This window comes from Corynebacterium casei LMG S-19264 (genome assembly GCF_000550785.1).
Taxonomy (GTDB): Bacteria; Actinomycetota; Actinomycetes; order Mycobacteriales; family Mycobacteriaceae; genus Corynebacterium; species Corynebacterium casei.
The window spans coordinates 2,814,612-2,839,388 of the sequence record NZ_CP004350.1 but is presented as its reverse complement, the minus strand read 5'-3'; the positions used below and the strand labels follow the sequence as shown (position 1 = coordinate 2,839,388).

Sequence of the window (24,777 nt, the reverse complement as noted above, 5' to 3'; positions counted from 1 at the left end):
TGTAATTAGTGCTCCATCTTTATGCCCAGTGTATAGAAAAGTTCGGACTTGGGCTTCGGAGCTTTCATGCTTCGCCGCAGGATGCAACAAGCGTCTAGCTAAACTCGAGCGGCCCCCGCTTCACTTCGGTGAAGTTTTGGGGTCACTTTATGCGTTTGTGTGTTTCGAGGGTGGTGGAGGGGAGTGTCGACAAGCTGCTATGTACTTGTAATGGTTACAGCTCTACGAAATTTTTAACGCTGCTACCTGGCAGTTTAAAGAAAATTGAAAAAAGTTGAGTTTGGCGGGAACAACTTTGGAAGATGTGCCGTTGTAGTAGTTGAGTGACCAACGCTCAGGAATGATGCGAGGAATTGCAATCATCTGTTATTGTGGGCGAGTAGCTCATTAAGGATTGAGTCACAGGCAATCAACTTAAATGAAACCCGAAGCTAGAAGGAGAACAAAACTATGGGACGCGCAGTAGGTATTGACCTCGGTACCACCAACTCGGTTGTATCTGTACTGGAAGGTGGCGAGGCAACTGTTATTGCCAACTCAGAGGGTGCACGTACCACCCCATCTGTTGTTGCTTTTGCAAAGAACGGCGAAATCCTCGTAGGCCAGTCTGCTAAGAACCAGGCGGTCACCAACGTTGACCGCACCATCCGCTCCGTCAAGCGCCACATTGGTACTGACTGGACCGTAGATATTGATGATAAGAAGTACACCTCCCAGGAAATCTCCGCACGCACCTTGATGAAGCTCAAGCGCGACGCAGAGTCCTACTTGGGCGAAGACGTTACCGATGCAGTTATTACCGTTCCTGCATATTTTGAGGACGCACAGCGTCAGGCAACCAAGGAAGCCGGCCAGATTGCAGGCCTTAACGTTCTGCGTATTGTTAACGAGCCAACCGCGGCAGCACTTGCTTACGGCCTAGAAAAGGGCGACAAGGAACAGACCATTCTGGTCTTCGACCTTGGTGGCGGTACCTTCGACGTATCCTTGCTGGAAATCGGCGACGGCGTCGTGGAAGTCATGGCAACCGCTGGTGACAACGCCCTCGGTGGCGATGACTGGGACCAGCGCGTTGTTGACTGGTTGGTAGAGAAGTTCAAGTCCTCCAACAGCATCGACCTGACCAAGGACAAGATGGCCCTGCAGCGTCTGCGCGAGGCAGCAGAGAAGGCAAAGATCGAACTGTCTTCCTCCCAGCAGGCAAACATCAACCTGCCTTACATCACCGTTGACGCAGACAAGAACCCGCTGTTCTTGGATGAGACCCTGTCCCGCACCGAGTTCCAGCGCATCACCCAGGACCTGCTGGACCGCACCAAGAGCCCATTCAACCAGGTCATCAAGGACGCAGAAATGTCCGTCGGCGATGTTGACCACGTTGTTCTGGTCGGTGGCTCCACCCGTATGCCAGCTGTCTCCGACCTGGTTAAGGAATTGACCGGCCGCGAGCCAAACAAGGGCGTTAACCCTGACGAGGTAGTTGCAGTAGGTGCAGCACTTCAGGCTGGTGTCCTGCGCGGTGAAGTTAAGGACGTTCTGCTGCTGGATGTCACCCCACTGTCTCTTGGTATTGAAACCAAGGGTGGCGTGATGACCAAGCTGATTGAGCGCAACACCACCATCCCAACCAAGAAGTCTGAAACCTTCACCACCGCGGAAGACAACCAGCCTTCCGTACAGATTCAGGTCTTCCAGGGTGAGCGCGAGATGGCTTCCGCAAACAAGCTGCTCGGTTCCTTCGAGCTCGGCGGCATCGCGCCAGCTCCTCGCGGTATGCCTCAGATTGAGGTCACCTTCGACATTGACGCAAACGGCATTGTTTCCGTTTCCGCAAAGGACAAGGGCACCGGCAAGGAAAACACCATCAAGATCCAGGACGGTTCCGGTCTTTCCCAGGAAGAGATCGACCGTATGGTTAAGGATGCGGAAGCACACGCTGAAGAAGACAAGAAGCGTCGTGAAGAGCAGGAGACCCGCAACAACGCGGAGAACACCGCTTACCAGACCCGCAAGTTCTTGGAAGAGAACTCCGACAAGGTCGACGAAGCAACCAAGACCAAGGTCACCGAAGCAGCAGATGCTGTCGATGAAGCTCTCAAGGGCGACGACATCGAAGCAATCAAGTCCGCTGTTGAGAAGCTGTCCACCGAATCTCAGGAAATGGGCAAGCAGATCTACGAAGCACAGGCTGCTGAAGGTGCAGAGGCTGGCGCTGGCGCCGAGTCCGCTGACCCTAACGTTGTTGACGCTGAGGTCGTAGACGAAGATGACGCTGCACAGAACCCTGAGGCTGATGCTTCAGAGAACAAGGACGGCGATAAGTAATGACTCAGCCAAACGGAATGCCAGAGAACCCCGGCGACCCAGAGCAGACTGACCCTGAGGCAACCTCTGCAGACCGTGCTGAGGCAGCGGCAGAGGAGGCTTCGAAAGCCCAGGCAGATGCAGTCAAGGATGAGAACTTTGAAGCAGCTGCCGACGGCGAAGCGCAGTTTAGCCCGGAGCTGGATCCAGAGGTAGAAGTTGAGATCGAAGAAACCCTGTCCAACGTCGACCCTGACGCTGACGGTGATGGCGAGGTTTCGGATATCGAGGCGCAGCTCGCTGAGCGCACCGAGGATCTGCAACGCCTCAACGCTGAGTACACCAATTACCGCCGCCGCACCGAGCGTGACCGCCAGGCAGTAATTGAAGCAGCCAAGAGCCAGGTATTGGCAGCATTGTTGCCAATCTTGGATGACTTGGAGCTGGCTCGCCAGCACGGAGACCTCAAGGATAGCCCGCTCAAGGCGATTGCTGACAAGCTCACCTCTACCTTGGAGGGCCAGAAGCTAGAGGCTTTCGGCGCTGAAGGTGACGCGTTTGACCCGGAGATCCACGAAGCAGTACAGGATCTGTCCTCCGGTGGAGAGCAGGTAGTTGGTACCGTTCTTCGCCGCGGCTACCGCGTGGGCGACAAGCTTGTGCGCAATGCCATGGTCATTATCGCTGACCCGGAGTCATCTGAGTCAGAAAGCTAGCAGGCATGAAGGGCGTCAGGGAGTAGTTACACAATCTCTGACGCCCTTACTGTTGCTAATGGCAGTATTAAGAATTAAGCAATGATTACTTTCCCACTTCTATGAAAGGAGGAGATGCCCAGTGAGCGCAAAACCTGAATGGGCAGACAAGGATTACTATGCGGATCTGGGGGTCTCCTCATCCGCATCTGCAGATGAAATCAAGCGCAGCTACCGCAAGCTAGCTCGTGAGAACCACCCGGATACCAATCCGGATAATCCTGAGGCACTAGACCGCTTCAAGCGAGCGGCCGAAGCGTATGACACCTTGTCTGATCCTGATGAGCGCAAGGAGTATGACAACTTCCGCAAGATGGTTCGCTCTGGCGGTTTCGGAAGGTCAGGAGCCGCCGGCTTTCCCGGCGGGTTTCGGTCGACGCAAGAAGACTTCGACCTCTCCGACATCTTCGGAAACAGGACGACTGGACAAAGCGATAGCGGTGGCTTTGGGGATATCTTCGGTAGCGTTTTCAACCGCAGTGGCGGTAGCGGCCGCTCAGCTCGGCCGTCGCGCGGGGCGGACGTCGAAACCGAAGTAACCCTCGAATTCCGCGAAGCTGCCAAGGGGACCACCATCCCGCTGCAGCTCTCCGGTGAGGCGCCATGTACTACCTGTCATGGCTCCGGTTCAAAGTCGGGCAAGACCACCACCTGTTCTAACTGTGGCGGTACTGGCTTTGCCAGCGAAAACCGCGGTGCGTTTGCTTTCTCCAGCCCATGTACCAACTGTGGCGGTTCCGGCCGTGCGGTGTCTGATCCTTGTGATGATTGCAAGGGCCAGGGCACTGTCCACCGCACCCGCTCCATCACGGTGCGTATCCCGGCTGGTGTTATCGATGGCCAAAAGGTTCGTCTTGCGGGTCAAGGTGAGGCCGGGCCGAATGGCACGCCATCGGGTGACTTGTTCGTCAAAGTCAAGGTCAAAGAAGACAAGGTCTTTACCCGTGAGGGCGATGACCTGCACGTGACCGTGCCGGTAAGCTTCGCGGAGTTGACCTTGGGTGACACCATCAACGTGCCAACCCTGGATGCGCCAGTGCGCGTCAAGGTGCCAGCGGGCACTCCCGATGGCCGCACCCTGCGTGTGCGTGGTCGTGGCGTTCCAAAGCGCGGCGGCACCGCCGGTGACCTCATGGTCACAGTCCAGGTGAAGGTTCCAACGAACTTGGACGCGGCGGCATCGTCAGCCTTGCGCACCTATGCGCAAGCTGAAAAGGAATCCGGTTTCAATCCCCGTGCTGGTTGGGCTGGGAATGCGTAGGAGGTGTGAGCATGAGCGAGAAAACCCTATACGTCATCTCCGTCGCCGCCGAACGCGCCGGCATGCACGCGCAGACACTGCGCACCTATGACCGCCTTGGTTTGGTGACCCCGGAGCGCACCTCCGGTGGCGGACGCCGCTATTCAGACCGCGATATTAAGCTACTGCGCAAGATTCAAGAGCTGTCTCAAGAAGACGGTGTGAACCTAGCCGGCATCAAAGCGATTATTGAGTTGACTGAAGAACGCGATCGGCTGCGCGAAGAGCGCGACGCGCTGGCACAGGAGCTGCACGCCGTGCGTAGTTCGCAGGCGCAATCCCGCGGCCAGCGTGGCGGCGAGCTAGTCCACGTACCGCGGTCAACATCCGTGGTGATGTGGAAGCCGCGCCGCCGACGCTACAGCGATAATTGATGGTTCAATATTAGAGATGAATTTTCTAAAATCCTTTTAGAACTTGATTACGAACCAGGTGACTACTTCGAAAAGTCCACTACGGTGAGCAATAGAGGGCTACTTTCCGGTTTTGTAGTGCAAAATATGGATATTCGGTTTAGCGTTGAAATGGGTTTAAGGGCCCATAAAATACTCGCACTTTGTCTCTAGGGGGAACCATTGAAACTTCGGAGTCTGTTTTTACCAGAGCCGCTATAGCTCTAATCACAATCTTTGTACTCGCAGTATCCTTTCATGTCCATGCTCCGAGCGCGAATGCTCGTACCGCTACAGCGACAGGTAAGTCCGAGCAGGGGGCAAAGTTTACCCTGGGTTGGTCTGTCGGAGCGGCCTCGGCTATTTCTGCGCATTCCGTAACCTCAGTTGCGTCAAATCACTCGTACGAGAGCAATGTAACTGCAAGCGGAATGCAAACACTCATCCATATCGAGTCCCCGGAGGCACCTAAGCGATTTGAATTCCCGCTTGATCTGCCAGAGGGTGCTGAAGTGCTTCCATTTAACGATGGAAGTTCATCTATATACGGTATCTTTAAGAACGGCGATCTGCTCGCAACCGTGGAACAGCCTTGGGCCGTAGATGCTTCGGGAGAAGATATCAGAACGGATCTCAAGATTGAAGGTAATTCGTTAGTGCAAACAGTCGATCATAATTCGAGCTTTGAATATCCTATTACTGCAGACCCCGAGGTAGACTGGGGGTGGGAACAGACTACAATTCGTCTTTCATGGAATGAAACCCGCTCTACTGGAGCGGTAACTGGAGCAGGAGGATTGGCTGCGTTGCCCTGGTTGGCCGTTGCCGGTGTATCTGGTGGGGTGATCGGAGTGGCATTGGCGCTGGCATGGGCGAGATTAGCACACGATGCATTGCGTGCTACTCATAGAAATAAATGCCTTGGAATCGTGGCAAATTCTAATCCTTTCTCTTCAAATGTAGGTATTTCCACGTTTGAATACAGCTGTAGGTGATGATTAATGCAACAGAAGCACTACCTACTTTCCGAGGGAAAGATGCTGGGCGGCGTGTGTTCCGGTATCGCAGATCGGCGGGATACGGATCCGAACTTGATTCGATTTTGGTTTGTTCTGGGTCTCGTGTTTGGAGCCCCCATGATTGCGGCTTACTTGTGGGTTTGGCTTACTTACCCAGAGAAAGCAGAGTTGGTTGAGGGCGAGCGCTCATAGTCAGTGGCGCATTCGGAAAAGCTCACCCCAATGACGGGTGTCTTGTTAATTTCGTAGCTTAAACAATGAGCATGTATTAGCATGGTGGCAAACGTGACTTGGTTCATGTTGATTCCATAATGGGGCGCGCATTACTGAGGCTGTTGGGGTGTGCGCATTCGAAGAGAGGCTAATCATGACTGTTTATGCACAACCTGGCACTGAAGGCTCAATCGTTAACTATCGCGAACGCTACGACAACTTCATCGGGGGCGAGTGGGTCGCACCAGTTGACGGTGAATACATGGACAACATCAGCCCGGTCACTGGTGAAGTATTCTGCCAGGTCGCGCGCGGTAAGGCGTCGGACATTGACAAGGCAGTTGATGCCGCTGAGAAGGCTTTTGAAACCTGGGGCAAGACCTCAGCAGCGGAGCGTTCTTTGGTGCTGCTGCGCATCGCTGACATCATCGAAGAGAACCTGGAAGAAATCGCGGTTGCTGAGACCTGGGAAAACGGCAAGGCCGTGCGTGAGTGTCTCGCCGCCGATATCCCATTGGCGGTAGACCACTTCCGCTACTTCGCAGGTGTTCTGCGTGCCCAGGAAGGTCGCCTGTCCCAGATTGATGAAGACACCGTGGCGTACCACTTTTACGAGCCACTCGGCGTGGTGGGTCAGATCATTCCATGGAACTTCCCAATCCTCATGGCAACCTGGAAGATTGCGCCAGCACTGGCAACGGGTAACTGCATCGTCATGAAGCCAGCTGAGCAGACCCCAGCGTCAATCTTGTACTTGATGGAAAAGATTAAGGATGTTGTGCCAGCGGGTGTGCTCAACATCGTCAACGGCTTGGGTGAGGAAGCCGGCGCGGCGCTGACCGCGAATGAGCGCATCAAGAAGATTGCGTTCACCGGTTCCACCCCAGTGGGCAAGATGATTAACAAGAGCACCGCCGAGCGCATCATTCCAGTGACCTTGGAGCTGGGCGGTAAGTCCCCGTCCATCTTCTTCAAGGACATCATGGATGAGGACGATGACTTCCTGGAGAAGTGTGTTGAGGGCTTTACGATGTTCGCACTGAACCAGGGCGAGGTCTGTACCTGTCCATCACGTGCGTTGATTCATGAAGACATTGCCGAGGACTTCCTCAAGCTTGCCATTGAGCGCGTGAAGGCTATCAAGATTGGTAACCCATTGGATACTGAAACCATGATGGGCGCGCAGGCATCCGTGGAGCAGATGGACAAGATCAAGTCCTACCTGGAAATTGGCCCAGCAGAAGGGGCAGAGACCCTTATCGGTGGTGGCATCAACAAGATTGATGGCTTGGAAAACGGTTACTACATTGAGCCAACCGTCTTCCGCGGCAGCAATGACATGCAGATCTTCCGCGATGAGATTTTCGGCCCAGTCTTGGCAGTGGCAACGTTCAAGGATTATGACGAGGCCATCAAGATCGCTAATGAAACCAACTTTGGTCTCGGTGGCGGTGTCTGGACTCGTGGTCAAAACACCGCGTACCGTGCCGGCCGTGACATCCAGGCAGGACGTGTGTGGGTTAACCACTACCACGTCTACCCAGCGCACTCCGCTTTTGGTGGCTACAAGGAGTCGGGACTTGGCCGTGAGAACCACCTGATGATGATGTCTCACTACCAAGAAACCAAGAACATGCTGGTCTCTTACTCTGAGAAGCCAGCAGGTCTGTTCTAATCAGGTATTAACGCTGAGCAATGGTGCGCAGTCCTTTCAAAAATACCGGGTCAGTCCAATAGGAAGAGTGAGTTCCTTTTGTCCTGGTGGGGAAGGGCCGCGCACCAAACAGTGGCGCGGTCGGGTCCACTCCGTGCGCGCCAAAATAATTGCCGCCGGTAAAAGAAATAGGGTCGCCATCATTGGTCACGGCGGTCACCGGGCCATCAAAGCCCAGCTGGGAGACATGTCGCACCCCAGTTCCGGGGCTGCCCACCAACACCAGCTCATCGGCGTCCAGCCCTTCGCGCGCGGCATAGCCTGTGACCACTGAGCCATAGGAATACCCGGCAACAATCTTTTTGGCCGCAGGAAAATGTGCGCCTAGGCTGCGTTGAAAGCGGGCGAGCTCTCCACCGGCGGCCTCAGCAGGGGCGGAATGGACCGCGCGCGTGAGATTTTCTGGCGCCTTATAGCCCAGCCACAATGCAGTCACCCCGCCGGTGGCCTGTGCAATAGAGCGTGAACGCTCAATCGTGGTGGGCCAACGTCCCTCATCCGATGAGCCCACGCCATCAATAAACGTGGTCACCGAACTGGGCCACGTCACCACATCATCGGGGTCAATGATCGCCACCATGGTCTCCTCGCTGACTTCGAGTAGGTAGAGGTCCGGGTTGGCATCGCCAAGCTGGCGTATCTGCGGTGGCGCTTGGGCCATGTTGAGCTCATGAATCGCATCAATGGGCAGCTCGCCGAAGTCATCCAGGCGCTTTGGCGGTGGCGCTGCAAGGGGTGTACACAAAGCATCGATGCTGCGCGCGCACGCCCAATCCAAAGCCTTGCCCAGTGCACCTAGCTCACCCATGAGCGTCTCCGCGAAACCTATCGAACCCAGATTCTCCACACGTTGCTGCAGTGTGGCAAAAGATTCCAAGACACCAGACGCCAGGGACATGCGCATGGCTGGTTCGCTTAAGCTTGCTGCTTCCTCCTCCACATTCCGCACCGCCAACCGCAGGCTCTCACCCTCAAAACCGGCGTCGATGATTGCGCGCTGGTACCCGTGGGATTCATCCTGCAAGTTCAGCGTGGCAGCAGAATGTTGGCGCAATGCGGTGGCGGCGGCAAACATTGAAGTGCTCTGCAGAGTCATAGAATCCTGCCCAACTGGGCGGCCAACCCATCATCCTCATTGCGCAGGGCGGTTAACATTGAGGCAACAGAGCGCAGTTGCTCAGAGGTTGCGCCATTGGATTGGGCTATCGCACCGGACCAGGAGCCCACGGCGCGCGATAATGCCGCGGCTGTCAGTGAGCCGGGGGCGAGGCTGTGTGCTACTTGGCTAATCTCCTGCGCGAGCGCGCACGACGTGGCGTGATCAAGATAGTCATGGACAAGGTTTTCACTGTGGTTATTAAATAAAATTGTCATGTGAGTAATCATTGCGCCCGCCCACGCGCCGCGTCTAGGGTGGGCACTACTAGCTTGTGGATAACTTCCCTCAAATGCGCGAAGAAAGGCAAACATGAAGGTAGCAGCTGTGCAATTTGTATCCGGCGGAGACATTGCGGAGAATCTCGCGAGCGCCAAGGAGCTCATTTCTACCGCCGCGGGTCAAGGCGCGCAGCTGATTGTTCTCCCGGAAGCCACCGCGCAGTCCTTCGCCTCAGGCCGCTTGGATGTGAACGCCGAGGAGCTAGATGGGGACTTTGCCACGCAGCTAAAAACCCACGCGGAAGAACTCGGCGTCACGGTTGTCGCCGGCATGTTCCGTCCCGCCGATAGCGTGGACAAAGATGGCAAGAGCATCAACCGCGTGTACAACACCGCGCTGATTACGGGGCCGGGCGTGCACTTGGGTTACAACAAAATCCACACCTATGACGCCTTCAATTACCGCGAATCCGACACCGTGAAACCCGGCAATGAGCTGGTTACTTTTGAACTAGACGGTGTGACCATCGGTGTCGCTATTTGCTATGACGTGCGCTTCCCGGAGCAGTTCAAGGCGCTCGCACGACAGGGTGCAGAAGTCATCGTGGTGCCAACCAGCTGGGCGGATGGCCCCGAAAAGCGTGACCAGTGGCGCTTGTTGTCTGCCACCCGCGCGCTAGATTCGACCGCCTATGTCATCTGTGCTGGTCAGGCTCGTCCCGGCGGCAATGATAAGGCTGGTGAAGCATCCGGGCCAACCGGTATTGGCCACTCCGTTATTGTCAGCCCCACCGCAGAACGTCTCGCGGAGGCAGGATATGAGGAAGAGATCATCTACGCCGATATTGATCCGGAGCTAGTTACCAAGACCCGGAAAACTCTGCCCGTACTTGAGGCTTTGAGTTAAACGCCCCTCGCCCCAGGGGTGGGTTTCAATAACACCGTCGACGATGCCTGCGCGTGCGAGGCCGAGGTTTAAAATGCCGGCGCCTTCGGTGACTTCATCGGCGGGGCCAACCAGCACGCAGCGCCGAAAGGCCTGCGGGTTGGACACTAACGCTTCCAGCGCCACGCGCGCTGGGTTGTCGACCACGGCCATCTCCGGCACGGGCGTGTGCTCAGGAAAGACCTGCGTGGTGCCAAAAAGTAGCGGGTCTTTCGCGCGGCTTACGGTGTGCTGGATGGAAATCTCCGGCGCAAGTTCCTGCAGGTTGTGTTGAAAGAGCAGGTCATAATGTGCGCCGGGGCTATCAGCGTGTGCGAGCACGGCGACTGGGGTGGAGTCATCGGCAGCAATTTTGCCCAACAAGAAGGAACGCACCGCTGCCCAGCCCGTGCCGTAGCAGATATACAGGTCAGGGCTACTTGCCGATGCCCCCAAGAAACTGACATCAATATCCTCCGGGAACTTCCCGCGCGCAGTACCCAAAGTCCACATGTCACCGGGGTGCGCCAAGGTCAACATGGTGGAGGCGTCACCGGCGTCGGTGACGTGGAAAAACAGTTGCGCGGTGTGATCGGAAATATTGGCTGGCGTTAGTAGTCGCCACGTTCCGGGCAGGTGCGCGGTGGTCACTGGGATGGACTGGCCGGGTTCAAAATCCATGGGAAATGCGGACTCCAGGCGCACCACGGCGGTCTTGCGGTTGGGCCGTTCCACCGCTGCCACCGTCGCCGTATGCGCCGGCGGAATACCTTCCCAATCAGCCTTGGTGGCCTCATCTTTCATGATGGTGCAGATGCTGCGCAGCCGAGTCGCGGCGGTACCGGCAAGCTCAGGCGAAAGCTCAAACAAACCCAAGCCATCAATCAAACACTGCGCGAAAGTGTCATAGACCTCCGGCGGAAAACCCAAACGGCGATGGTCCCGGCCCAGCTGTGCCACCAGCGCATCCACCTTGGGGGCAGGATTTTCCAGGGCCCAGGCGATAGCCACGGTTAAGTCCACATGCCGTGACGCGCGCGCCGGCGCAAAGACTTGCCGGGCTTCAAAAATTCGGCTAAACAGCTGCTCATGCACAACGTCGCGGTAACGCTCATCAGCCTCACGCAAAGCGTCGGCGAGCTCCCACAACGTGGTCAAAGAAGATGTGCCTGTCACGCCGATCGATCGTACAAGGAATTAGTCAATCGGGTAACCGGAAGGACGGCCTTGCGTGTTTGGAATCCAGCCCAGGGCAGGGGCGACGTGCTCGGCGAAGTTCTGCAGAATCTTCGTGTTCACATCCACGCCCATGCCGGTTGGGATGGCAATGAGCAGGCTGTCTGCCTCCATCACCGCTGGGTCGGCCTTGAGTTGTTCGATGAGTACGTCCGGTTCATCGGCGTAGGTGCGGCCAAAGATGGCAGCGCCGGCCTCAGGCAGCATGCCCATCTGGTCAGTGCTGGTCTTGTGCAGGCCAAACATGCGGCGGTCGGCGTCATCCACAATCGGGAAGATGGAACGTGAAACGCTCACGCGTGGGGTCCACTCATGGCCGGCTTCCTTCCATGCGGCGCGGTAGCGGCGAATCTGTTCCACCTGCACATCGCCCAGGGTTTCACCGGAGGTTTCAGAGACCAGCGTCGAAGACATCAGGTTCACGCCGTCTTGCGCTGCCTGCTCCGCAGAGGCGTGGGTGCCGGAGCCGTAGAAAATGCGCTGGCGTACGCCAGGGGAGTGTGGGAACACGGGCAGCGGAATGCCCGGCTGGTACATGTTTGGGTATTGGCGCTCCAAAGGCGCTGCCGTGGTCATGCCGTGGCCATCCAGCGCATCCATTAAGCGCAGGAAGTTCGCGCGCGCTAAATCCGCACCGTTGGGCGCTTCAGCCTTATAACCGAAAGCCTCCCAACCGCGGTCAGCGGCCTCCGGCGCGCCACGGGATAGACCCAAAGCAATTCGGCCTTCCGCGATCTGGTCTAAAGACGTAATCTCTTCCGCGAGGTACAGAGGATTTTCATAACGCATATCAATAACGCCGGTGCCCACCTCAATGTGCTTGGTGGAGCCAGCAATCGCACCCAACAGAGGCATGGGTGCGGCTGCCTGTGGCACAAAGTGGTGCACGCGGAAAGATGCGTTGTTTACGCCAATCTCATCAGCGTTCTTTGCCAACTCAAGGTGGATCTTCGCCATGTCAGCGGCGTTAGGTTTGTTGTTGCCTAGTGCGTAGTGACCGAAACTTAAAAAGCCAAATGATTTCATAGCGTGCAGTCTACCTCAGATTGTTGATTTGTCACTTAAATGTTGAAGTGATTTCTCTCGCCGATTTGCCTTGTGTGGCACAGCTTATGCGTGCCCGCTTTATTGGCGTCGGAAGAATCTTGCGCCCCGCGGGCAATAGAGCAATAAATCTTCCACAACTTCCCTATCTGCGCCTGAAAGTAGGGAGCACATTGCGCGGCTTTCGCCGTAGAGTTTTCCCAGTTAAGCAAGCTGGAACTCAAAGGAGAGATACTGTGGAAACAAGCGTAATCATGGCATTCGCGGCGCTGTCGTTGGCGTTGATTGCCGTTCCGGGCCCGGACTGGGCGTACATCATTGCCGCGGGCGTGCGTGGCCGCGTGGTAGGTCCGGCTGTTGGCGGACTGATGCTTGGATATGTCGTGATTACGGTTGTTGTCGTGCTTGGGCTTGGGCCGATTGCGGCTAACGCACCCCTCCTGCTTGTTGCTCTAACTATTGGTGGCGCGGGCTACCTGATTTATCTCGGGGTTAAAACCTTGCGCAGCACGGCACAAGTAGAAACCGGGACTGTGGCAGTCGTGCCAACCGGCGGTTCCTGGGGCTATATCCTTCGTGGTGCTGCGGTCAGCGGGCTGAATCCCAAAGGCGTGCTGTTCTTTTTGTCCATTTTGCCGCAGTTTGTGCGCACATCTAGTACCTGGCCGCTCTCCGTGCAGCTCGCTGTGCTGGGCGTGGTGTGGATCGTGATTGGTGGAATTTTTTATGCCTTGCTCGGCTCTGCGTTTGGCCGCGTAATTGGCACCCGGCCACGCTTCGCAGATATCACCACCCGCGTGGCTGGGGTCGCCATGCTGCTACTGGGTGTGGTCATGCTGGGGGAGAAGGCCATTGAGTTCGGACAGGCCGGCGGCATGCTGGCGTAAGTCCAGTGGACTTACGGGTTCTTAAAATTTAAGGCCTATTAAATAGGTGGATGGTGCGCCACCACCGTCTTCATCACCATGGTGGAGGTCAGCCGCCCCGCGCCGGGCAGCACGGATAGCTTGCGGTCATAAAGTTCCTGGTAGTGCAGCTTCGATTTCGCCGCCACCAGCAGTTGATAATCAGGCTCGCCGAATAGGCGGTGGGCTTGCACCACGTTGGGGATTTTCGCCAGGGCTTCTTCAAACTCCAGCACGGCTTTGCCGTTGCTCTCGCGCAGGGTGACAAAAACTAGCGCCTCAAACGGAAAGCCCATCAGCTCATGGTTGAGGTCGGCACTAAAACCACGGATGACACCGGATGCTTGCAGGTCGCGGAAGCGACGGTGGCAGGCAGACAGGCTGAGCTTTACCTTCTGCGCAATCTCAGTCATCGTCGCGCGTCCGTCTTGCTGCAGAAGAGTCAAAATCTCCCGGTCAATTGCATCCATGCCTACAGATTCTACAAAGCCGGCAAGTGTTAGCTATGCAATAATGCGGTTATGAAGATTACGCTTCCCTCGGACTGCGGCAATTCGCCACGCATGGCACTGGTCGCAGACCTCGCTGTTGCGTGGGCAGCCGATGATAAGGACACGCTAGAGCAGTGGCTTGTCGATGCTCCCTCATGGTCCACCTTCGGTCCCGCCTTAACGGAAGCAGTGATTTCGGAAGTGGTTGTTCTTGGCGCAATCAATCACGGGCGCGCCGCGTCGTGTGATGGTTATCTCGAATTTGCGGACAGCGAACAGTCCCGGGTGCGCTTTAGTCACGTGTTCGCATTTTCCTCCACCACTAAAACAGCCAAGGTCAAAGCAGTACGCACGTATCTCACAGTCTCGTATTAGATTCGTAACGATTGGCCTGTGCGCCTTAGGACATTCGGTTAACAATCGTGGTTTGCGATACAGTACCTAACGACTCTCCCCACAATCTAGGGAGACATATGCCGTTTTTGCAGGTAATTCCAGTAGAAAACGCTCAATCCGTACATGAAATTCTCTAACACATCACAAGAGGGTGCTTACAAAGACTTATAACGTCTTTCAACGAAAGGAATAGGACACGTGGAATTCTCCCCCTTTGATCTGATGGTAGACGTCGGATTAATTTCAATCCTTCTGGTTATCGGCAACGTCCTGCGCCACCGCATTAAGTTTGTTTTCCAGGATTTGCTGCTCCCAGCACCTGTGACTGCGGGTCTGCTCGGACTTCTGCTCGGCCCAAACGCACTGGGCATTTTGAACTTCTCAGATTCGATGGGGGATTACACCACCATCCTCATCGCAATCGTGTTTGCATCCATGGCATATTCCATGGATGTTGGCGGAAACATGCGCAAGGGTGCGCGGAATATGTGGGCGTATTCCACGGTCATGTTCTTAGGTCAATGGGGCTTGTTTATTCTCCTCGGTCTGTACTTCTTCCGCCCTGTCTTTGATACGCCAGACTGGTTCGGCATGATGCTGCCAGTTGGCTTTACCGGTGGTTTCGGTACTGCTGCCGCCGTGGGCGGCGCGCTGGAAGACATCGGGGCTTCCGATGCTGCTTCCTTAGGCTTTACCTCAGCTACCGTGGGTACTTTGGCTGCTATTGTCGGCGGTATCATCGCCGCAAACTGGGCAATTCGCCGCGGCAAGGTTGCAGAAGTTCCTTCTGAAGGCCTGCCTGAGGATCTGCGTAAGGGCTACATTTCCAAGGTTGAAGACCGTCCTTCCGTGGGCCGTGCGACCACCAACCCTTCGGCAATTGAGCCATTGGCCCTGCACTTGGGCTTTATCGTGTTGACCGTCGTTGCTGCTTATGGTCTCAATAACTTGATTTCCAGCATCTGGGAGCAAGTATCAATCCCGCTGTTCGCGATGTCGATCGTCCTGGGCTTAGTATTCCGCGCGATTATGAATGCCATCGGCGCGAAGGACTACCTGGACCGCGAGACCACTTCCTCTGTCTCCGGTGCTGCAACGGATTACCTGATTGCCTTTGGTATCGCCGCGATTGCACCAGCTGCTATCGCGAGCTACTGGGTACCGCTATCCATTATGTTCGTGCTCGGCACCATTTTCTGTGCGTTCTTCCTACTGTGGTTTCCAGCCGAATTCTTCGGTGAGAACTGGTTTGAGCGCGCACTGTTCGGCTGGGGCTGGGCAACCGCTGCCGTCTCCACCGGTATTGCGCTGCTGAAGATTGTGGACCCGAAGCTCAAGTCTGGCACGCTGTCCGAATACGGCATGGCATACGTTGGCTTTGGTCCATTTGAAATCGGTATGACCGTTATTGCACCAATCGCGGTGGTCTACGGTATGACCGCTGGGCTGGGTTGGCTCTCGGTACTGCTTGCCGTTGGCATCTACCTCCTAGCGAAGTTCGGCGGGTGGATGCCGCCGCGCGGTACGATTTTCGCCCAAGGTATCGGGCACGGCGGGGAGAAAGCCCCCAAAAGCTAGCTTCTAGCACTTTCAACTCAAGCACTCAGGCACACCAGCCTGGGTGCTTTTTGTTCCCGTGCGGGGGTAAGATTTAGCACAAATGTACCGAGTGGTCTATATTAAATGGAATAAACAGTCTTTTTTGGTGTTGAATCCAAAGGCAGGACGGTTTTCTCCCTACCTATTTCTCGATACTTGAGGTTTTCTACTATGACTTTTACCCCTTATAAGAAGCTTGCCGCTGTCCTTGCAGCTGGCTCCGTGGCATTTACCCTCGCAGCATGCGGTTCCGACAGTGAAACCGCCGCTGATGGTGAGACTACGCAGATTCGCGTTGGCACCTCGCCTGGTCCTTATTCCGAGCTCTTCCGCGATGGCATTGACCCGATTTTGACGGAACAGGGCTACGAGATTGATTACACCGAATTCACCGACCTGCGCCAGGCCGATGTTGCACTGTCTGAGGGTGCGGTTGACCTCAACGTTGACCAGCACACTGCGTATATGAACGTTTTCAATGATGAGACCGGTTCCACCCTAGATAACATCACCGATATCCCAACCGTGGCCACCAAGATCTACTCCAATGACTTGACCTCCTTGGATGATGTCGCTGATGGCCAGACCGTAGGCATTCCTGCCGATGGCTCCAACCAGACTCGCGCGTTCCGCCTCCTGATCAAGCTCGGCTGGATTACCGTCAACGATGACGCTGACCAGAACCTGTTGACCCCATCCGATATTGAGGACAATCCACACAACCTGGACATCCAGCCAATGGATTCCGCGACCATCCCGCGCGCGCTCGGTGACCTGGACTGGGGTGTTATCCCAGGCTCGATCGCATACTCCTCTCAGGTTGACCCAGCGCTCGCTCTGGAAGAAGAGGATCTGACTGAGGATCTCATCCTTCAGGCAGTGACCACCGAGGAGCAGGTTGATTCGGAGTGGGCCGCGGCGGTTGCTGAAGCCTACCGCTCCGAGGAATTCCTGGACTTTGTCGCTGAACAAAACGAGGACAACTACTGGTTCATTCCAGAGTCTCTTCAGAACTAGAGCAGGAATATGGTAGCTGTTTCATTCCGCAGTGTTTCCAAGGTCTTTGACTCCAAGGCTGGCAACATCACCGCGCTTGACGATGTCAGCGCGGAGGTCCCCGAAGGCAGCATCGTCGGTGTCGTCGGCACTTCTGGTGCGGGCAAGTCCACCTTGCTGCGCACGGTCAACGGCCTAGAAAAGCCGACCTCCGGCACTGTTCGGGTACTGGGGAAAGAGGTTTCAGCGCTCAAACCCGGCGAGCTGCGTGCGCTGCGCCGTGATGTGTCCATGGTCTTCCAGCACTACAATCTGCTGGGCAGCCAAACCGTCGCACACAACGTGGGCCTGCCGCTGATTCTCGCTGGCACACCCAAAGCACAGGTGAAAAAGCGCGTCGCTGAAGTGCTCGCCATGGTCGGGCTCGAGGACCGTGCGGAGAACTCGCCGAAACAGCTCTCCGGTGGCCAGCGTCAGCGCGTCGGTATTGCCCGTGCGCTGGTGACCAATCCGCAAATCTTGGTCTGTGATGAGCCGACTTCCGCGTTGGATCCCATCACCACCAATCAGATTCTGGACTTGCTCATGAAGGTCAATAGCGAGCTCGGCATCACCGTTTTGATCATCACCCACCAGATGTCAGTGGTTTCACGCATTGCGGATCAGGTCGCGGTTATGGAATTCGGCCGGGTCATTGAGTCCGGCGATGTCGCGCAGGTCTTTGCTCATCCCCAACAGGAACTTACACGCCAGTTCGTAGAGACGGTCGTCCCGCAAAAGCTACCGCTCGCTATTGAGCAGGAGGTGAAAAGCGGCAAGTTCAACCGCGTTATCCGTGCCGTGCATACCGGCGGTGCAGCTCGCGACCTTATCTCCGATTTTGGCCGCCAGGGTGTACATGCGTCCTTGCTGCACGCATCGGACGCCGCGTTGCGTCGCCAGTCAGTGGGCACGGTGGTGTTGGGACTTTCGGCTGCCGATGCCACGGCTATCGAATCCGCCCTCGCCAACCTTGCACACCGACCCGGCCTGGACGTTGAGGAAGTGAACTAATGGATTTAACAGATATCTTTGACACCCGCGTCGGCTTTGAAAAATATGGCGAGGCCGCCGTCGAAACACTGTATATGGTCGGCGTTTCACTGTTCGTCGGCACGCTTTTCGGCGTTGTCCTCGGCGTGATTTTGGTGCTCAACCGCCCCGGCGGTCTGCGGCCTGTGCGTTGGCTCTATGAAATCACCAATTTCCTGGTCAACACCGTGCGTTCGCTGCCTTTCATTATCTTGATGGTTGCTATCTTGCCGTTCACGCGCTTTATCGTCGGCTCTTCCATCGGAACCACCGCCGCGCTGGTTCCGCTGACCTTGTTTATCGCACCCTTTATGGCGCGCCTCATTGAGCAATCCGTGCTCGACGTCGACTCCGGCATCCTTGAAGCCGCTGAATCTATGGGCGCTACCACCTGGCAAACCATCCGCTACTTCCTGCTCCCGGAGGCCAAAGCCGGTATCATTCTGGCGCTGACTACCTCCACTATCACGCTGATTTCCGCCACCGCGATGGCTGGCACCATCGGCGGCGGTGGCGTGGGCGACCTTGCCATTTCCTACGGCTATCAGCAGTTCGATACCGTGGCGATTGTCATCACCGTCATCATCTTGATAGTGGTGGTGCAAGGCATCCAAGCCTTCGGCACTTGGTGGGCACGCCGCGTCCGCAACGCCTAGAAGGCAAAACGCTTAGAAGTCCAAGAAGACTAAACCGAGAGCGCCCAGGGAAATCCCCTGGGCGCTTTTCTTGATCCAATTCGACTCAACTTTCTCTTGAAATTTTTAACCTGAGTGGAATAGACTCAACTTGTGCTGCGTTGGAACAACTGAAGCACCTATGATGGGGGCAGAAAATAGATAAAAGGAGCACTCATGAATTCATTCAATCCAACAACTAAGACTCAAGAGGCTTTGCAGCAGGCGCTGGCGAAGGCTTCTGCTAATGGCAATCCGGATATTCGCCCGGCGCACTTGCTGGCGGCGATTTTGGATCAGAAAGACGGCATCGCAGTTCCGGTTCTCAAGGCCACCGGCGTGGATCCAGACACTGTGCTGGCTGAAGCGCGTGCGTTAGTAGACAGCTATCCAAAGGCGGAGGGTCAGAACATGGCCAATCCGAACTTTAACCGCGATGGCCTCAACGTCCTTACTAATGCGCAGGAGTTGGCAGGGGAACTGGGCGATGAATTTGTGTCCACCGAGGTCCTGCTGGCCGCTATCGCAGCATCTAAGTCTGACGCGGCAGAGCTGCTTATCTCCCGCGGCGCTACCGCCGATGCGATTAAGGGCGCGTTCCCTTCGGTGCGCGGTGCAGCGAAGGTCACCACCGAAAACCCGGAGGACCAGTTCCAGGCATTAGAGAAGTACTCCACTGACCTGACCGCGCGGGCGCGTGAGGGCAAGATTGACCCGGTTATCGGGCGCGACCAGGAGATCCGCCGCGTCGTGCAGGTGCTGTCGCGCCGTACTAAGAACAACCCGGTGCTCATCGGTGAGCCTGGCGTGGGTAAGACGTCCATCGTCGAAGGCCTTGCGCGCCGTATTGTCGCCGGTGACGTGCCAGAGTCGCTGAAGGGCAAGACGCTTTTGTCCCTAGACCTAGGTTCCATGATTGCGGGCGCTAAGTACCGCGGTGAATTCGAGGAGCGCCTCAAGGCTGTTCTTGATGAAATCAAGGGCTCCGACGGCCAGATCATTACCTTTATTGATGAGCTGCACACGCTTGTTGGCGCGGGCGCTACCGGTGAGGGTTCTATGGATGCCGGCAACATGATTAAGCCGATGCTTGCCCGCGGTGAGCTGCGCTTGGTTGGTGCGACGACGCTGGATGAGTACCGCAAGTACATCGAAAAGGATGCCGCCCTGGAGCGCCGCTTCCAGCAGGTCTATGCCGCTGAGCCTTCGGTGGAAGACACCATTGGTATTCTGCGTGGACTGAAGGAGCGTTACGAGGTTCACCACGGTGTCCGCATCATGGACTCCGCGCTGGTTTCTGCCGCTGAGCTGTCCAATCGCTACATCACCAACCGCTTCCTGCCGGATAAGGCCATCGACTTGGTCGATGAGGCCGGCTCGCGCCTGCGCATGGAGATTGACTCTTCGCCGCAGGAGATCGATGAGCTCGAGCGCATTGTGCGCCGCATGGAAATTGAGGAGCTGGCGCTGAAGAAGGAATCAGACGCTGCTAGCCAGGACCGTTTGGCCAAGTTGCAGCAAGAGCTTGCCGATGAGCGCGAGAAACTCGGCGAACTCCAAGCCCGCTGGAACAATGAGAAGAAGTCCATCGATGATGTCCAGCACGCCAAGGAGCAGCTGGAGAACCTGCGCCGCGACGCAGAAATCGCAGAGCGCGACGGCGACTACGAACTGGCTTCGGAGCTGCGCTACGGCCGCATCCCGGAGCTGGAGAAGCAGGTCGAAGATGCTGAGGAACACGCGAACCAACAGAAAAACACCATGCTGGTGGAGGAAGTTTCCCCAGATGTTATCGCCGAGGTTGTCTCCGCGTGGACCGGCATTCCGGCCGGCAAGATGCTCGAGGGGGAGACTGAGAAGCTGCTGAACATGGAAGACGTCCTGGGCCGCCGCGTTGTCGGACAGTCCGAGGCTGTCACCGCGGTCTCCGATGCGGTGCGCCGTTCCCGCGCGGGCATTTCTGACCCGAACCGCCCAACCGGTTCCTTCCTCTTCCTCGGCCCAACGGGCGTGGGTAAGACGGAGCTGGCGAAGGCACTCGCCGAGTTCCTCTTCGACGATGAATCCGCGATGGTGCGTATTGACATGTCGGAGTACGGCGAGAAGCACTCGGTCGCGCGTCTGGTCGGTGCGCCTCCGGGATACGTCGGCCACGAGGCCGGCGGTCAGCTTACGGAGGCCGTGCGCCGTCGCCCGTACACGCTCGTGCTCTTTGACGAGGTGGAAAAGGCCCACTCGGATGTCTTCGATGTGTTGTTGCAGGTACTTGACGATGGCCGCTTGACCGATGGCCAGGGCCGCACCGTCGACTTCCGCAACACAGTAATCATCTTGACCTCCAACCTGGGCTCAGGCGGTGACCGTGAGCAGGTCATGGCGGCTGTGAAGCAGGCGTTTAAGCCAGAGTTCATCAACCGTCTCGATGACGTCGTACTCTTTGATTCGCTGTCCACTGAGCTGATCGAGGGCATCGTGGATATCCAGCTGGGTAGCCTGGCACAGCGCCTGGAGCAGCGCCGTCTGCTTCTGGACGTTGATTCTCAGGCCAAGCACTGGCTCGCTGAGCGTGGCTATGACCCAGCCTATGGTGCGCGTCCGCTGCGTCGTTTGATTCAGCAGGCCATCGGCGACCAGCTTGCCCGCAAGCTGCTGGCCGGTGATATCCGTGACGGCGACACTGTCCACGTCACCACCGCCGAAGACGGCGAAGCATTGATCCTGTCCACCGCCTAAATCCAGACTTTTTCTCGCGCGCGCAGAAACGCCTCAAAACGGTTCTGCGCGCCGATTTTTGTCATGGCTGAAGACAAATAGTTCCTTGTTGTGCCCGGTGCGAGGAACACCAGCTGCGCAATTTCTTCCACCGATCCACCCTGGCCCGCGGCGTTGACTACTTCGGCTTCGCGTTCAGTCAGCGGGCTATCGGACGCGGTAATGGTCATCGCTGCCAGCTCCGGATCGATGTAGCGCCCGCCGCCATGCACCGTGCGCACGGCCGCCGCGAATTCTTCCGCCGACGCGGTCTTGGGCAAAAATCCTTGCACGCCCGTCGCCAGCGCTTTCTTCAGTAGCAGCGGCCGCGAATGGCTGGTCACAATCACCAGCGCCGTCTTCGGCGAGAGCGCCCCGATTTGCTGCGCGACCTCAATCCCATCGATTCCCCCAAGGTTGAGATCCGTCACCAGCACATCCGGTACTTCCTCCCGGATGGTGACTTGCTTGCGCCACCATTCCAGGACTGCCTCTCCAGAGGGAAAGGTTCGCGGCACATCCAAGTCTTCTTCCAGGCTCAAAAGCGTGGCCATGGACGACGCGATGAGCTGTTCATCATCAACAATCACCAGCTGAATCATCAGGCATCCTTCTTCCTTATTGCCACGTCATCACGGCTGCGAACTGGCCATTGCGGTTGCGCAGCTCAATGCTGCCATCAAATTCCAGCGCGCGTTGTTGCAACGGCCTGGTCCCGCCCAGCTTGCCGATGTTCTCCGGCGCCCCATCATTAACCACCCGCACCTGCGCTGCCCCTACGGAAATCTCCGTCCACGTCGCGCGCGAATGTTTGAGCACGTTCGTCGCGGATTCTCTGATAAACCACGCCACGGTCTCTTGCACGTGCGGCGGAACCTGCGTGGCATCGCCGCTCACGCGAACTTCAACTCCCGCGGCGCGAAGCACCTTGCCGGCGGAGACAATCTCATCTTCCACCGATACCTCGCGGTAACCAGAGACCACCTGATTCAAATCCTTGCGCGTGAGCCGAATCAGACCCTCCAAGTCGCGTAGCTCTTCCTCAACTTGGCCATCACCGCGTTTGTAGAGCGACAGCGCCAGCTGCGTCTTCAGTGACATCGCTGCTAGGTGCTGGCCCAAACTATCGTGCAACTCTTGGGCAAAACGCAGCCGCTCCTGATTAACGCGCACCTGGGATTCCAAATCCCTGCTGCGGTCGAGCTCATTGACCACCTGCACTGACCACAGCGTAATTTTGCCCGCTGCCCACAGCACCACGGTGAACGCTGCGATGGCAAGTGGCACCGCAAACGTTGATAGCTGAAACAGATATCCGCCAACTAGACCCAATGCCACCGTTATCCACAGCCCAAAGCGCAGGGTAGGGGTGTAAATCATGGCTAGACAAAACACGGACACCAGCCCGGAGGCAAGCATCACCGGTGACTCCACCTCAACCAACCACGTCAGCCCGGCGTACACCACGAGCGTGGCAACACCTGCGGCAAAGCCCCACCGGCGCAGTTGCGGCCAGCGCCCGGAAGGCTCCCGCGAAATCCCCGGCAACTCCTCTACGGACCACAGCACCAGCACTAGATTCGCTGCGGTTACAACCAACACAGCGACCGTCAACCACAGTGGCTGCGGTTCCCACAGTGCCGGAACTATCAGCACCACGGCCAAAAACGCCACGGACACATGCAGCGAGACGCGCATATAAGCCTGGAACCGTTCCGTGCTATCCATGCGCGCAACCCACTGCGGGATTAGTTGAGTCATAAAATCATGCTACCTAGTGCTCTTCTTCCAACTGTTAAAGCAAGTTTTCTTCTAACCGTTAAAGCAAGTTTGTAAAAGTTGCTTTAACGGTTGGTTTCCCACTTCATGAACCGTACCGACAGCCCAGAAAGCACGACTGCCCACACTGCCAGCGCCGCAATCTGTATGCCGGCAGCGCCAAAGACCGCGAAGCCCTCAGCGATTTCGCCACCGGACGTCAGCTCCGTTAGCGGCGCGCCAGCCCAGTCGATGAAAGACACCTGCCCAATCAGTGCGAAAGGCGTGAATTCCAAAATCTCTCGCGCGCGTTCCGGCAAGATTGCCAGCAGCGGTGACTGTGACAACATGGCCAGCACCATCACCGGCAGCGACGTCATCTGCGCTGCTTCCGCGTTCGAGGTCATGCGGCTGGTCAAAAATGCCAGCGCCGTCGAAATCACAAGTCCCAGCGCCAAACCAACAAACAGCAGCAGCGTCGAATTCGGCATCTCACCGGCCTGCACGGCGAGCACCGCAATCATCAGCGCCGTCAAAATCACTGACAGCAGCACGCCGGGCGTGGAAATCGCCAGCATAATCTCGCCATCGCGTGCTTCACCGGTGCGCAGGCGTTTGAGCACCCGCTCGTCGCGCCGGGTCGTTGCCATGGACAGTACCGAGTAGTACTGCACGAACATCAAAGTAATGAGGAAGAAGACTTCCATCGAGGTTGCCGCCACCAGACGGTCCTCGCCGCCTTGGGCGAGCTGCTGCGAGATTAGACCGATACCGATGGGAAAAATCAGGCCCATCGATAACAAGGTCTTGTTGCGCAGAAACTGAGTGGTCTCGGCCTTGGCTAGTGCAAAATATCGGGAGAATTTCATGAGCTGCTCCTTAAGCAATTTCTTGGTCTGCGATGGATAGAAAGACTTTTTCCAACGTCGCTGGCCGGGCGGAGAAGCCGCGCAGTTCCACGTCGTTCTCACGCGCCCAGTTCAAGACTTTCCAGGTATCGCCCACCAGGTTGTCGGTGGAGATGAGGTGCTTTGAGCCATCGCTGAGCAACGTTGCTCGCTCAACAGCCGGGGCTTTATCAGCGGTGAACTCGATTTCAGACGACACCCGCGCCACCAGTTCATCCAAGGTGCCTTCGGCTGCCACCACACCTTGGTCCATAATCGCGATGCGGTCGCACAGAATCTCGGCTTCCTCCAGGTAGTGGGTGGTTAGCACCATGGTCACTCCCTGGGCCTTTAAATCCAGCAGCAGCTTCCACACATTGCGCCGCGACTCCGGGTCTAAGCCGGTAGTCGGCTCATCCAGAAACAACAACGAAGGGTTGGAAATCAGGGCACAGGCAAGATCCAGTCGGCGCTGTTCGCCGCCAGATAGCACGCCAACGCGCACTGCTTGCCGATGCTCCATTCCCACCTTCCCAAGCACGTCCTCCACTTCGAGGGGATGGGTGCATGTGCCTTGCCACATGGTCAGTGTCTCTTTGACGGTGAGCTGGCTGGGCAGGCCACCGGATTGCAGCATGATGCCCATTTCCGGGCGGACCTCGCTGCGGTGGGTGATGGGGTCTTTGCCGAAGACGGCGACCTCGCCGGAGCTTGCGCGAGAGAGACCTTCGATGATTTCCAGCGTGGTGGTTTTGCCGGCGCCATTGGTGCCGAGCAATCCGTAGACCTCGCCGCGGTTGAGGTGGAAGTTGAGATTATCCACTGCTTTGAGTTCAGATTTTCCAGTTTTATAGGTCTTGTTCAGGTTGTGTACCTGCAAGACTTGCTGTGATTGTGTTGTTGATGTCATGGCTTTAATTCTGCTGCCACGCAGGTGCCTCCGGTAGGGCGTGGTTTCACCCATCGCCAT

The 24,777-nt window shown here is 56.8% G+C and carries 24 protein-coding genes; 15 read left to right on the top strand and 9 right to left on the bottom strand.

Annotated features, from left to right (window positions below):
* Positions 1 to 450 precede the first annotated feature (450 nt).
* From dnaK to exaC, 7 genes are all read left to right on the top strand, one after another.
* On the top strand, positions 451 to 2,325 hold the full coding sequence (gene dnaK / locus CCASEI_RS12955; protein WP_025388212.1) for a molecular chaperone DnaK: 1,875 nt from the start codon (positions 451 to 453) through the stop codon (positions 2,323 to 2,325).
* A complete protein-coding gene (grpE, locus tag CCASEI_RS12950; protein WP_025388211.1) occupies positions 2,325 to 3,020 on the top strand; it encodes a nucleotide exchange factor GrpE in 696 nt (231 codons plus the stop codon). Before dnaK ends, grpE begins: the two co-directional genes overlap by 1 nt.
* Positions 3,021 to 3,141: 121 nt before the next feature.
* Positions 3,142 to 4,320 (top strand): molecular chaperone DnaJ, encoded by a 1,179-nt coding sequence (gene dnaJ, locus CCASEI_RS12945; RefSeq protein WP_006822583.1) that lies wholly within the window; start codon positions 3,142 to 3,144, stop codon positions 4,318 to 4,320.
* 11 nt (positions 4,321 to 4,331) lie between these two features.
* Positions 4,332 to 4,733 carry a heat shock protein transcriptional repressor HspR gene (locus tag CCASEI_RS12940; protein ID WP_006822584.1) on the top strand — a complete coding sequence of 134 codons (402 nt, stop codon included), beginning with the start codon at positions 4,332 to 4,334 and terminating at the stop codon, positions 4,731 to 4,733.
* A 449-nt stretch (positions 4,734 to 5,182) separates the two neighbouring features.
* Positions 5,183 to 5,746 carry a hypothetical protein gene (locus CCASEI_RS14850; protein WP_035095121.1) on the top strand — a complete coding sequence of 188 codons (564 nt, stop codon included), beginning with the start codon at positions 5,183 to 5,185 and terminating at the stop codon, positions 5,744 to 5,746.
* Positions 5,747 to 5,752: 6 nt separating this feature from the next.
* Positions 5,753 to 5,962: a PspC domain-containing protein gene (locus CCASEI_RS12935; RefSeq protein ID WP_006822586.1), complete on the top strand. Its 210-nt coding sequence runs from the start codon at positions 5,753 to 5,755 to the stop codon at positions 5,960 to 5,962.
* A 175-nt stretch (positions 5,963 to 6,137) separates the two neighbouring features.
* On the top strand, positions 6,138 to 7,658 hold the full coding sequence (gene exaC, locus CCASEI_RS12930) for an acetaldehyde dehydrogenase ExaC (RefSeq protein ID WP_006822587.1): 1,521 nt from the start codon (positions 6,138 to 6,140) through the stop codon (positions 7,656 to 7,658).
* Positions 7,659 to 7,665: 7 nt separating this feature from the next.
* On the opposite strand, the gene CCASEI_RS12925 is transcribed toward exaC, so the two are convergent.
* Together CCASEI_RS12925 and CCASEI_RS12920 are read right to left on the bottom strand one after the other, a co-directional pair.
* A complete protein-coding gene (locus CCASEI_RS12925) occupies positions 7,666 to 8,793 on the bottom strand; it encodes an alpha/beta hydrolase (protein WP_006822588.1) in 1,128 nt (375 codons plus the stop codon).
* On the bottom strand, positions 8,790 to 9,071 hold the full coding sequence (locus CCASEI_RS12920) for a hypothetical protein (RefSeq protein WP_006822589.1): 282 nt from the start codon (positions 9,069 to 9,071) through the stop codon (positions 8,790 to 8,792). Before CCASEI_RS12920 ends, CCASEI_RS12925 begins: the two co-directional genes overlap by 4 nt.
* Positions 9,072 to 9,165: 94 nt before the next feature.
* Here CCASEI_RS12920 and CCASEI_RS12915 point away from each other — a divergent pair, with 94 nt between their 5' ends.
* A complete protein-coding gene (locus CCASEI_RS12915; protein ID WP_025388210.1) occupies positions 9,166 to 9,981 on the top strand; it encodes a carbon-nitrogen hydrolase family protein in 816 nt (271 codons plus the stop codon).
* Here the strand turns inward: CCASEI_RS12915 and CCASEI_RS12910 are convergent.
* Together CCASEI_RS12910 and CCASEI_RS12905 are read right to left on the bottom strand one after the other, a co-directional pair.
* The gene (locus CCASEI_RS12910; RefSeq protein WP_051461219.1) at positions 9,931 to 11,175 is read right to left on the bottom strand and encodes a hypothetical protein; all 1,245 of its coding nucleotides are present in this window, start codon (positions 11,173 to 11,175) and stop codon (positions 9,931 to 9,933) included. The genes CCASEI_RS12915 and CCASEI_RS12910 overlap by 51 nt on opposite strands.
* A 21-nt stretch (positions 11,176 to 11,196) precedes the next feature.
* On the bottom strand, positions 11,197 to 12,261 hold the full coding sequence (locus tag CCASEI_RS12905; protein WP_006822592.1) for an LLM class flavin-dependent oxidoreductase: 1,065 nt from the start codon (positions 12,259 to 12,261) through the stop codon (positions 11,197 to 11,199).
* Positions 12,262 to 12,515: 254 nt separating this feature from the next.
* Between CCASEI_RS12905 and CCASEI_RS12900 the strand changes: the two genes are divergently transcribed.
* Positions 12,516 to 13,166 (top strand): LysE family translocator, encoded by a 651-nt coding sequence (locus CCASEI_RS12900; RefSeq protein ID WP_006822593.1) that lies wholly within the window; start codon positions 12,516 to 12,518, stop codon positions 13,164 to 13,166.
* 38 nt (positions 13,167 to 13,204) lie between these two features.
* On the opposite strand, the gene CCASEI_RS12895 is transcribed toward CCASEI_RS12900, so the two are convergent.
* Complete coding sequence (locus CCASEI_RS12895; RefSeq protein WP_006822594.1) at positions 13,205 to 13,654, bottom strand: Lrp/AsnC family transcriptional regulator; 450 nt, start codon at positions 13,652 to 13,654, stop codon at positions 13,205 to 13,207.
* Between the two features lie 51 nt (positions 13,655 to 13,705).
* On the opposite strand from CCASEI_RS12895, the gene CCASEI_RS12890 reads away from it, so the two are divergent.
* The 6 genes from CCASEI_RS12890 to clpB all read left to right on the top strand — a co-directional run bounded on the left by CCASEI_RS12890 (position 13,706) and on the right by clpB (position 21,144).
* A complete protein-coding gene (locus CCASEI_RS12890) occupies positions 13,706 to 14,050 on the top strand; it encodes a hypothetical protein (RefSeq protein WP_025388208.1) in 345 nt (114 codons plus the stop codon).
* Positions 14,051 to 14,293: 243 nt separating this feature from the next.
* The gene (locus CCASEI_RS12885; RefSeq protein WP_038575283.1) at positions 14,294 to 15,649 is read left to right on the top strand and encodes a sodium/glutamate symporter; all 1,356 of its coding nucleotides are present in this window, start codon (positions 14,294 to 14,296) and stop codon (positions 15,647 to 15,649) included.
* A gap of 192 nt (positions 15,650 to 15,841) precedes the next feature.
* Entirely contained in the window at positions 15,842 to 16,687 is an 846-nt protein-coding gene (locus CCASEI_RS12880) for a MetQ/NlpA family ABC transporter substrate-binding protein (protein ID WP_006822597.1), read from the top strand.
* 9 nt (positions 16,688 to 16,696) lie between these two features.
* Positions 16,697 to 17,719: a methionine ABC transporter ATP-binding protein gene (locus CCASEI_RS12875; RefSeq protein ID WP_025388206.1), complete on the top strand. Its 1,023-nt coding sequence runs from the start codon at positions 16,697 to 16,699 to the stop codon at positions 17,717 to 17,719.
* The gene (locus tag CCASEI_RS12870) at positions 17,719 to 18,393 is read left to right on the top strand and encodes a methionine ABC transporter permease (protein ID WP_006822599.1); all 675 of its coding nucleotides are present in this window, start codon (positions 17,719 to 17,721) and stop codon (positions 18,391 to 18,393) included. Before CCASEI_RS12875 ends, CCASEI_RS12870 begins: the two co-directional genes overlap by 1 nt.
* Positions 18,394 to 18,588: 195 nt before the next feature.
* Positions 18,589 to 21,144 (top strand): ATP-dependent chaperone ClpB, encoded by a 2,556-nt coding sequence (clpB, locus tag CCASEI_RS12865; protein ID WP_025388205.1) that lies wholly within the window; start codon positions 18,589 to 18,591, stop codon positions 21,142 to 21,144.
* Here clpB and CCASEI_RS12860 read toward each other — a convergent pair.
* The 4 genes from CCASEI_RS12860 to CCASEI_RS12845 form a co-directional block, all read right to left on the bottom strand.
* Entirely contained in the window at positions 21,141 to 21,764 is a 624-nt protein-coding gene (locus CCASEI_RS12860) for a response regulator transcription factor (RefSeq protein WP_006822601.1), read from the bottom strand. The two genes, clpB and CCASEI_RS12860, sit on opposite strands and share 4 nt — an antisense overlap.
* 16 nt (positions 21,765 to 21,780) lie before the next feature.
* Positions 21,781 to 22,923, bottom strand: a complete 1,143-nt coding sequence (locus tag CCASEI_RS12855; protein WP_025388204.1) for a sensor histidine kinase — start codon at positions 22,921 to 22,923, stop codon at positions 21,781 to 21,783.
* An 83-nt stretch (positions 22,924 to 23,006) separates the two neighbouring features.
* Complete coding sequence (locus CCASEI_RS12850; RefSeq protein WP_038574773.1) at positions 23,007 to 23,789, bottom strand: ABC transporter permease; 783 nt, start codon at positions 23,787 to 23,789, stop codon at positions 23,007 to 23,009.
* A gap of 10 nt (positions 23,790 to 23,799) precedes the next feature.
* Positions 23,800 to 24,717 carry an ABC transporter ATP-binding protein gene (locus CCASEI_RS12845; RefSeq protein ID WP_025388202.1) on the bottom strand — a complete coding sequence of 306 codons (918 nt, stop codon included), beginning with the start codon at positions 24,715 to 24,717 and terminating at the stop codon, positions 23,800 to 23,802.
* Positions 24,718 to 24,777 lie beyond the last annotated feature (60 nt).

What these genes read in the sequence shown, in the direction of transcription:
- CCASEI_RS12925 (WP_006822588.1), bottom strand. Translation starts at nt 8,793, where the DNA reads ATGACTCTGCAGAGCACTTCAATGTTTGCCGCCGCCACCGCATTGCGC.
- CCASEI_RS12905 (WP_006822592.1), bottom strand. Translation starts at nt 12,261, where the DNA reads ATGAAATCATTTGGCTTTTTAAGTTTCGGTCACTACGCACTAGGCAAC.
- CCASEI_RS12880 (WP_006822597.1), top strand. Translation starts at nt 15,842, where the DNA reads ATGACTTTTACCCCTTATAAGAAGCTTGCCGCTGTCCTTGCAGCTGGC.
- CCASEI_RS12850 (WP_038574773.1), bottom strand. Translation starts at nt 23,789, where the DNA reads ATGAAATTCTCCCGATATTTTGCACTAGCCAAGGCCGAGACCACTCAG.
- dnaK (WP_025388212.1), top strand. Translation starts at nt 451, where the DNA reads ATGGGACGCGCAGTAGGTATTGACCTCGGTACCACCAACTCGGTTGTA.
- CCASEI_RS14850 (WP_035095121.1), top strand. Translation starts at nt 5,183, where the DNA reads ATGCAAACACTCATCCATATCGAGTCCCCGGAGGCACCTAAGCGATTT.
- CCASEI_RS12870 (WP_006822599.1), top strand. Translation starts at nt 17,719, where the DNA reads ATGGATTTAACAGATATCTTTGACACCCGCGTCGGCTTTGAAAAATAT.
- CCASEI_RS12860 (WP_006822601.1), bottom strand. Translation starts at nt 21,764, where the DNA reads ATGATTCAGCTGGTGATTGTTGATGATGAACAGCTCATCGCGTCGTCC.
- CCASEI_RS12895 (WP_006822594.1), bottom strand. Translation starts at nt 13,654, where the DNA reads ATGGATGCAATTGACCGGGAGATTTTGACTCTTCTGCAGCAAGACGGA.
- CCASEI_RS12885 (WP_038575283.1), top strand. Translation starts at nt 14,294, where the DNA reads ATGGTAGACGTCGGATTAATTTCAATCCTTCTGGTTATCGGCAACGTC.
- CCASEI_RS12845 (WP_025388202.1), bottom strand. Translation starts at nt 24,717, where the DNA reads ATGACATCAACAACACAATCACAGCAAGTCTTGCAGGTACACAACCTG.
- CCASEI_RS12875 (WP_025388206.1), top strand. Translation starts at nt 16,697, where the DNA reads ATGGTAGCTGTTTCATTCCGCAGTGTTTCCAAGGTCTTTGACTCCAAG.
- CCASEI_RS12940 (WP_006822584.1), top strand. Translation starts at nt 4,332, where the DNA reads ATGAGCGAGAAAACCCTATACGTCATCTCCGTCGCCGCCGAACGCGCC.
- CCASEI_RS12855 (WP_025388204.1), bottom strand. Translation starts at nt 22,923, where the DNA reads ATGACTCAACTAATCCCGCAGTGGGTTGCGCGCATGGATAGCACGGAA.
- grpE (WP_025388211.1), top strand. Translation starts at nt 2,325, where the DNA reads ATGACTCAGCCAAACGGAATGCCAGAGAACCCCGGCGACCCAGAGCAG.
- exaC (WP_006822587.1), top strand. Translation starts at nt 6,138, where the DNA reads ATGACTGTTTATGCACAACCTGGCACTGAAGGCTCAATCGTTAACTAT.
- clpB (WP_025388205.1), top strand. Translation starts at nt 18,589, where the DNA reads ATGAATTCATTCAATCCAACAACTAAGACTCAAGAGGCTTTGCAGCAG.
- CCASEI_RS12890 (WP_025388208.1), top strand. Translation starts at nt 13,706, where the DNA reads ATGAAGATTACGCTTCCCTCGGACTGCGGCAATTCGCCACGCATGGCA.
- CCASEI_RS12920 (WP_006822589.1), bottom strand. Translation starts at nt 9,071, where the DNA reads ATGACAATTTTATTTAATAACCACAGTGAAAACCTTGTCCATGACTAT.
- CCASEI_RS12915 (WP_025388210.1), top strand. Translation starts at nt 9,166, where the DNA reads ATGAAGGTAGCAGCTGTGCAATTTGTATCCGGCGGAGACATTGCGGAG.
- CCASEI_RS12935 (WP_006822586.1), top strand. Translation starts at nt 5,753, where the DNA reads ATGCAACAGAAGCACTACCTACTTTCCGAGGGAAAGATGCTGGGCGGC.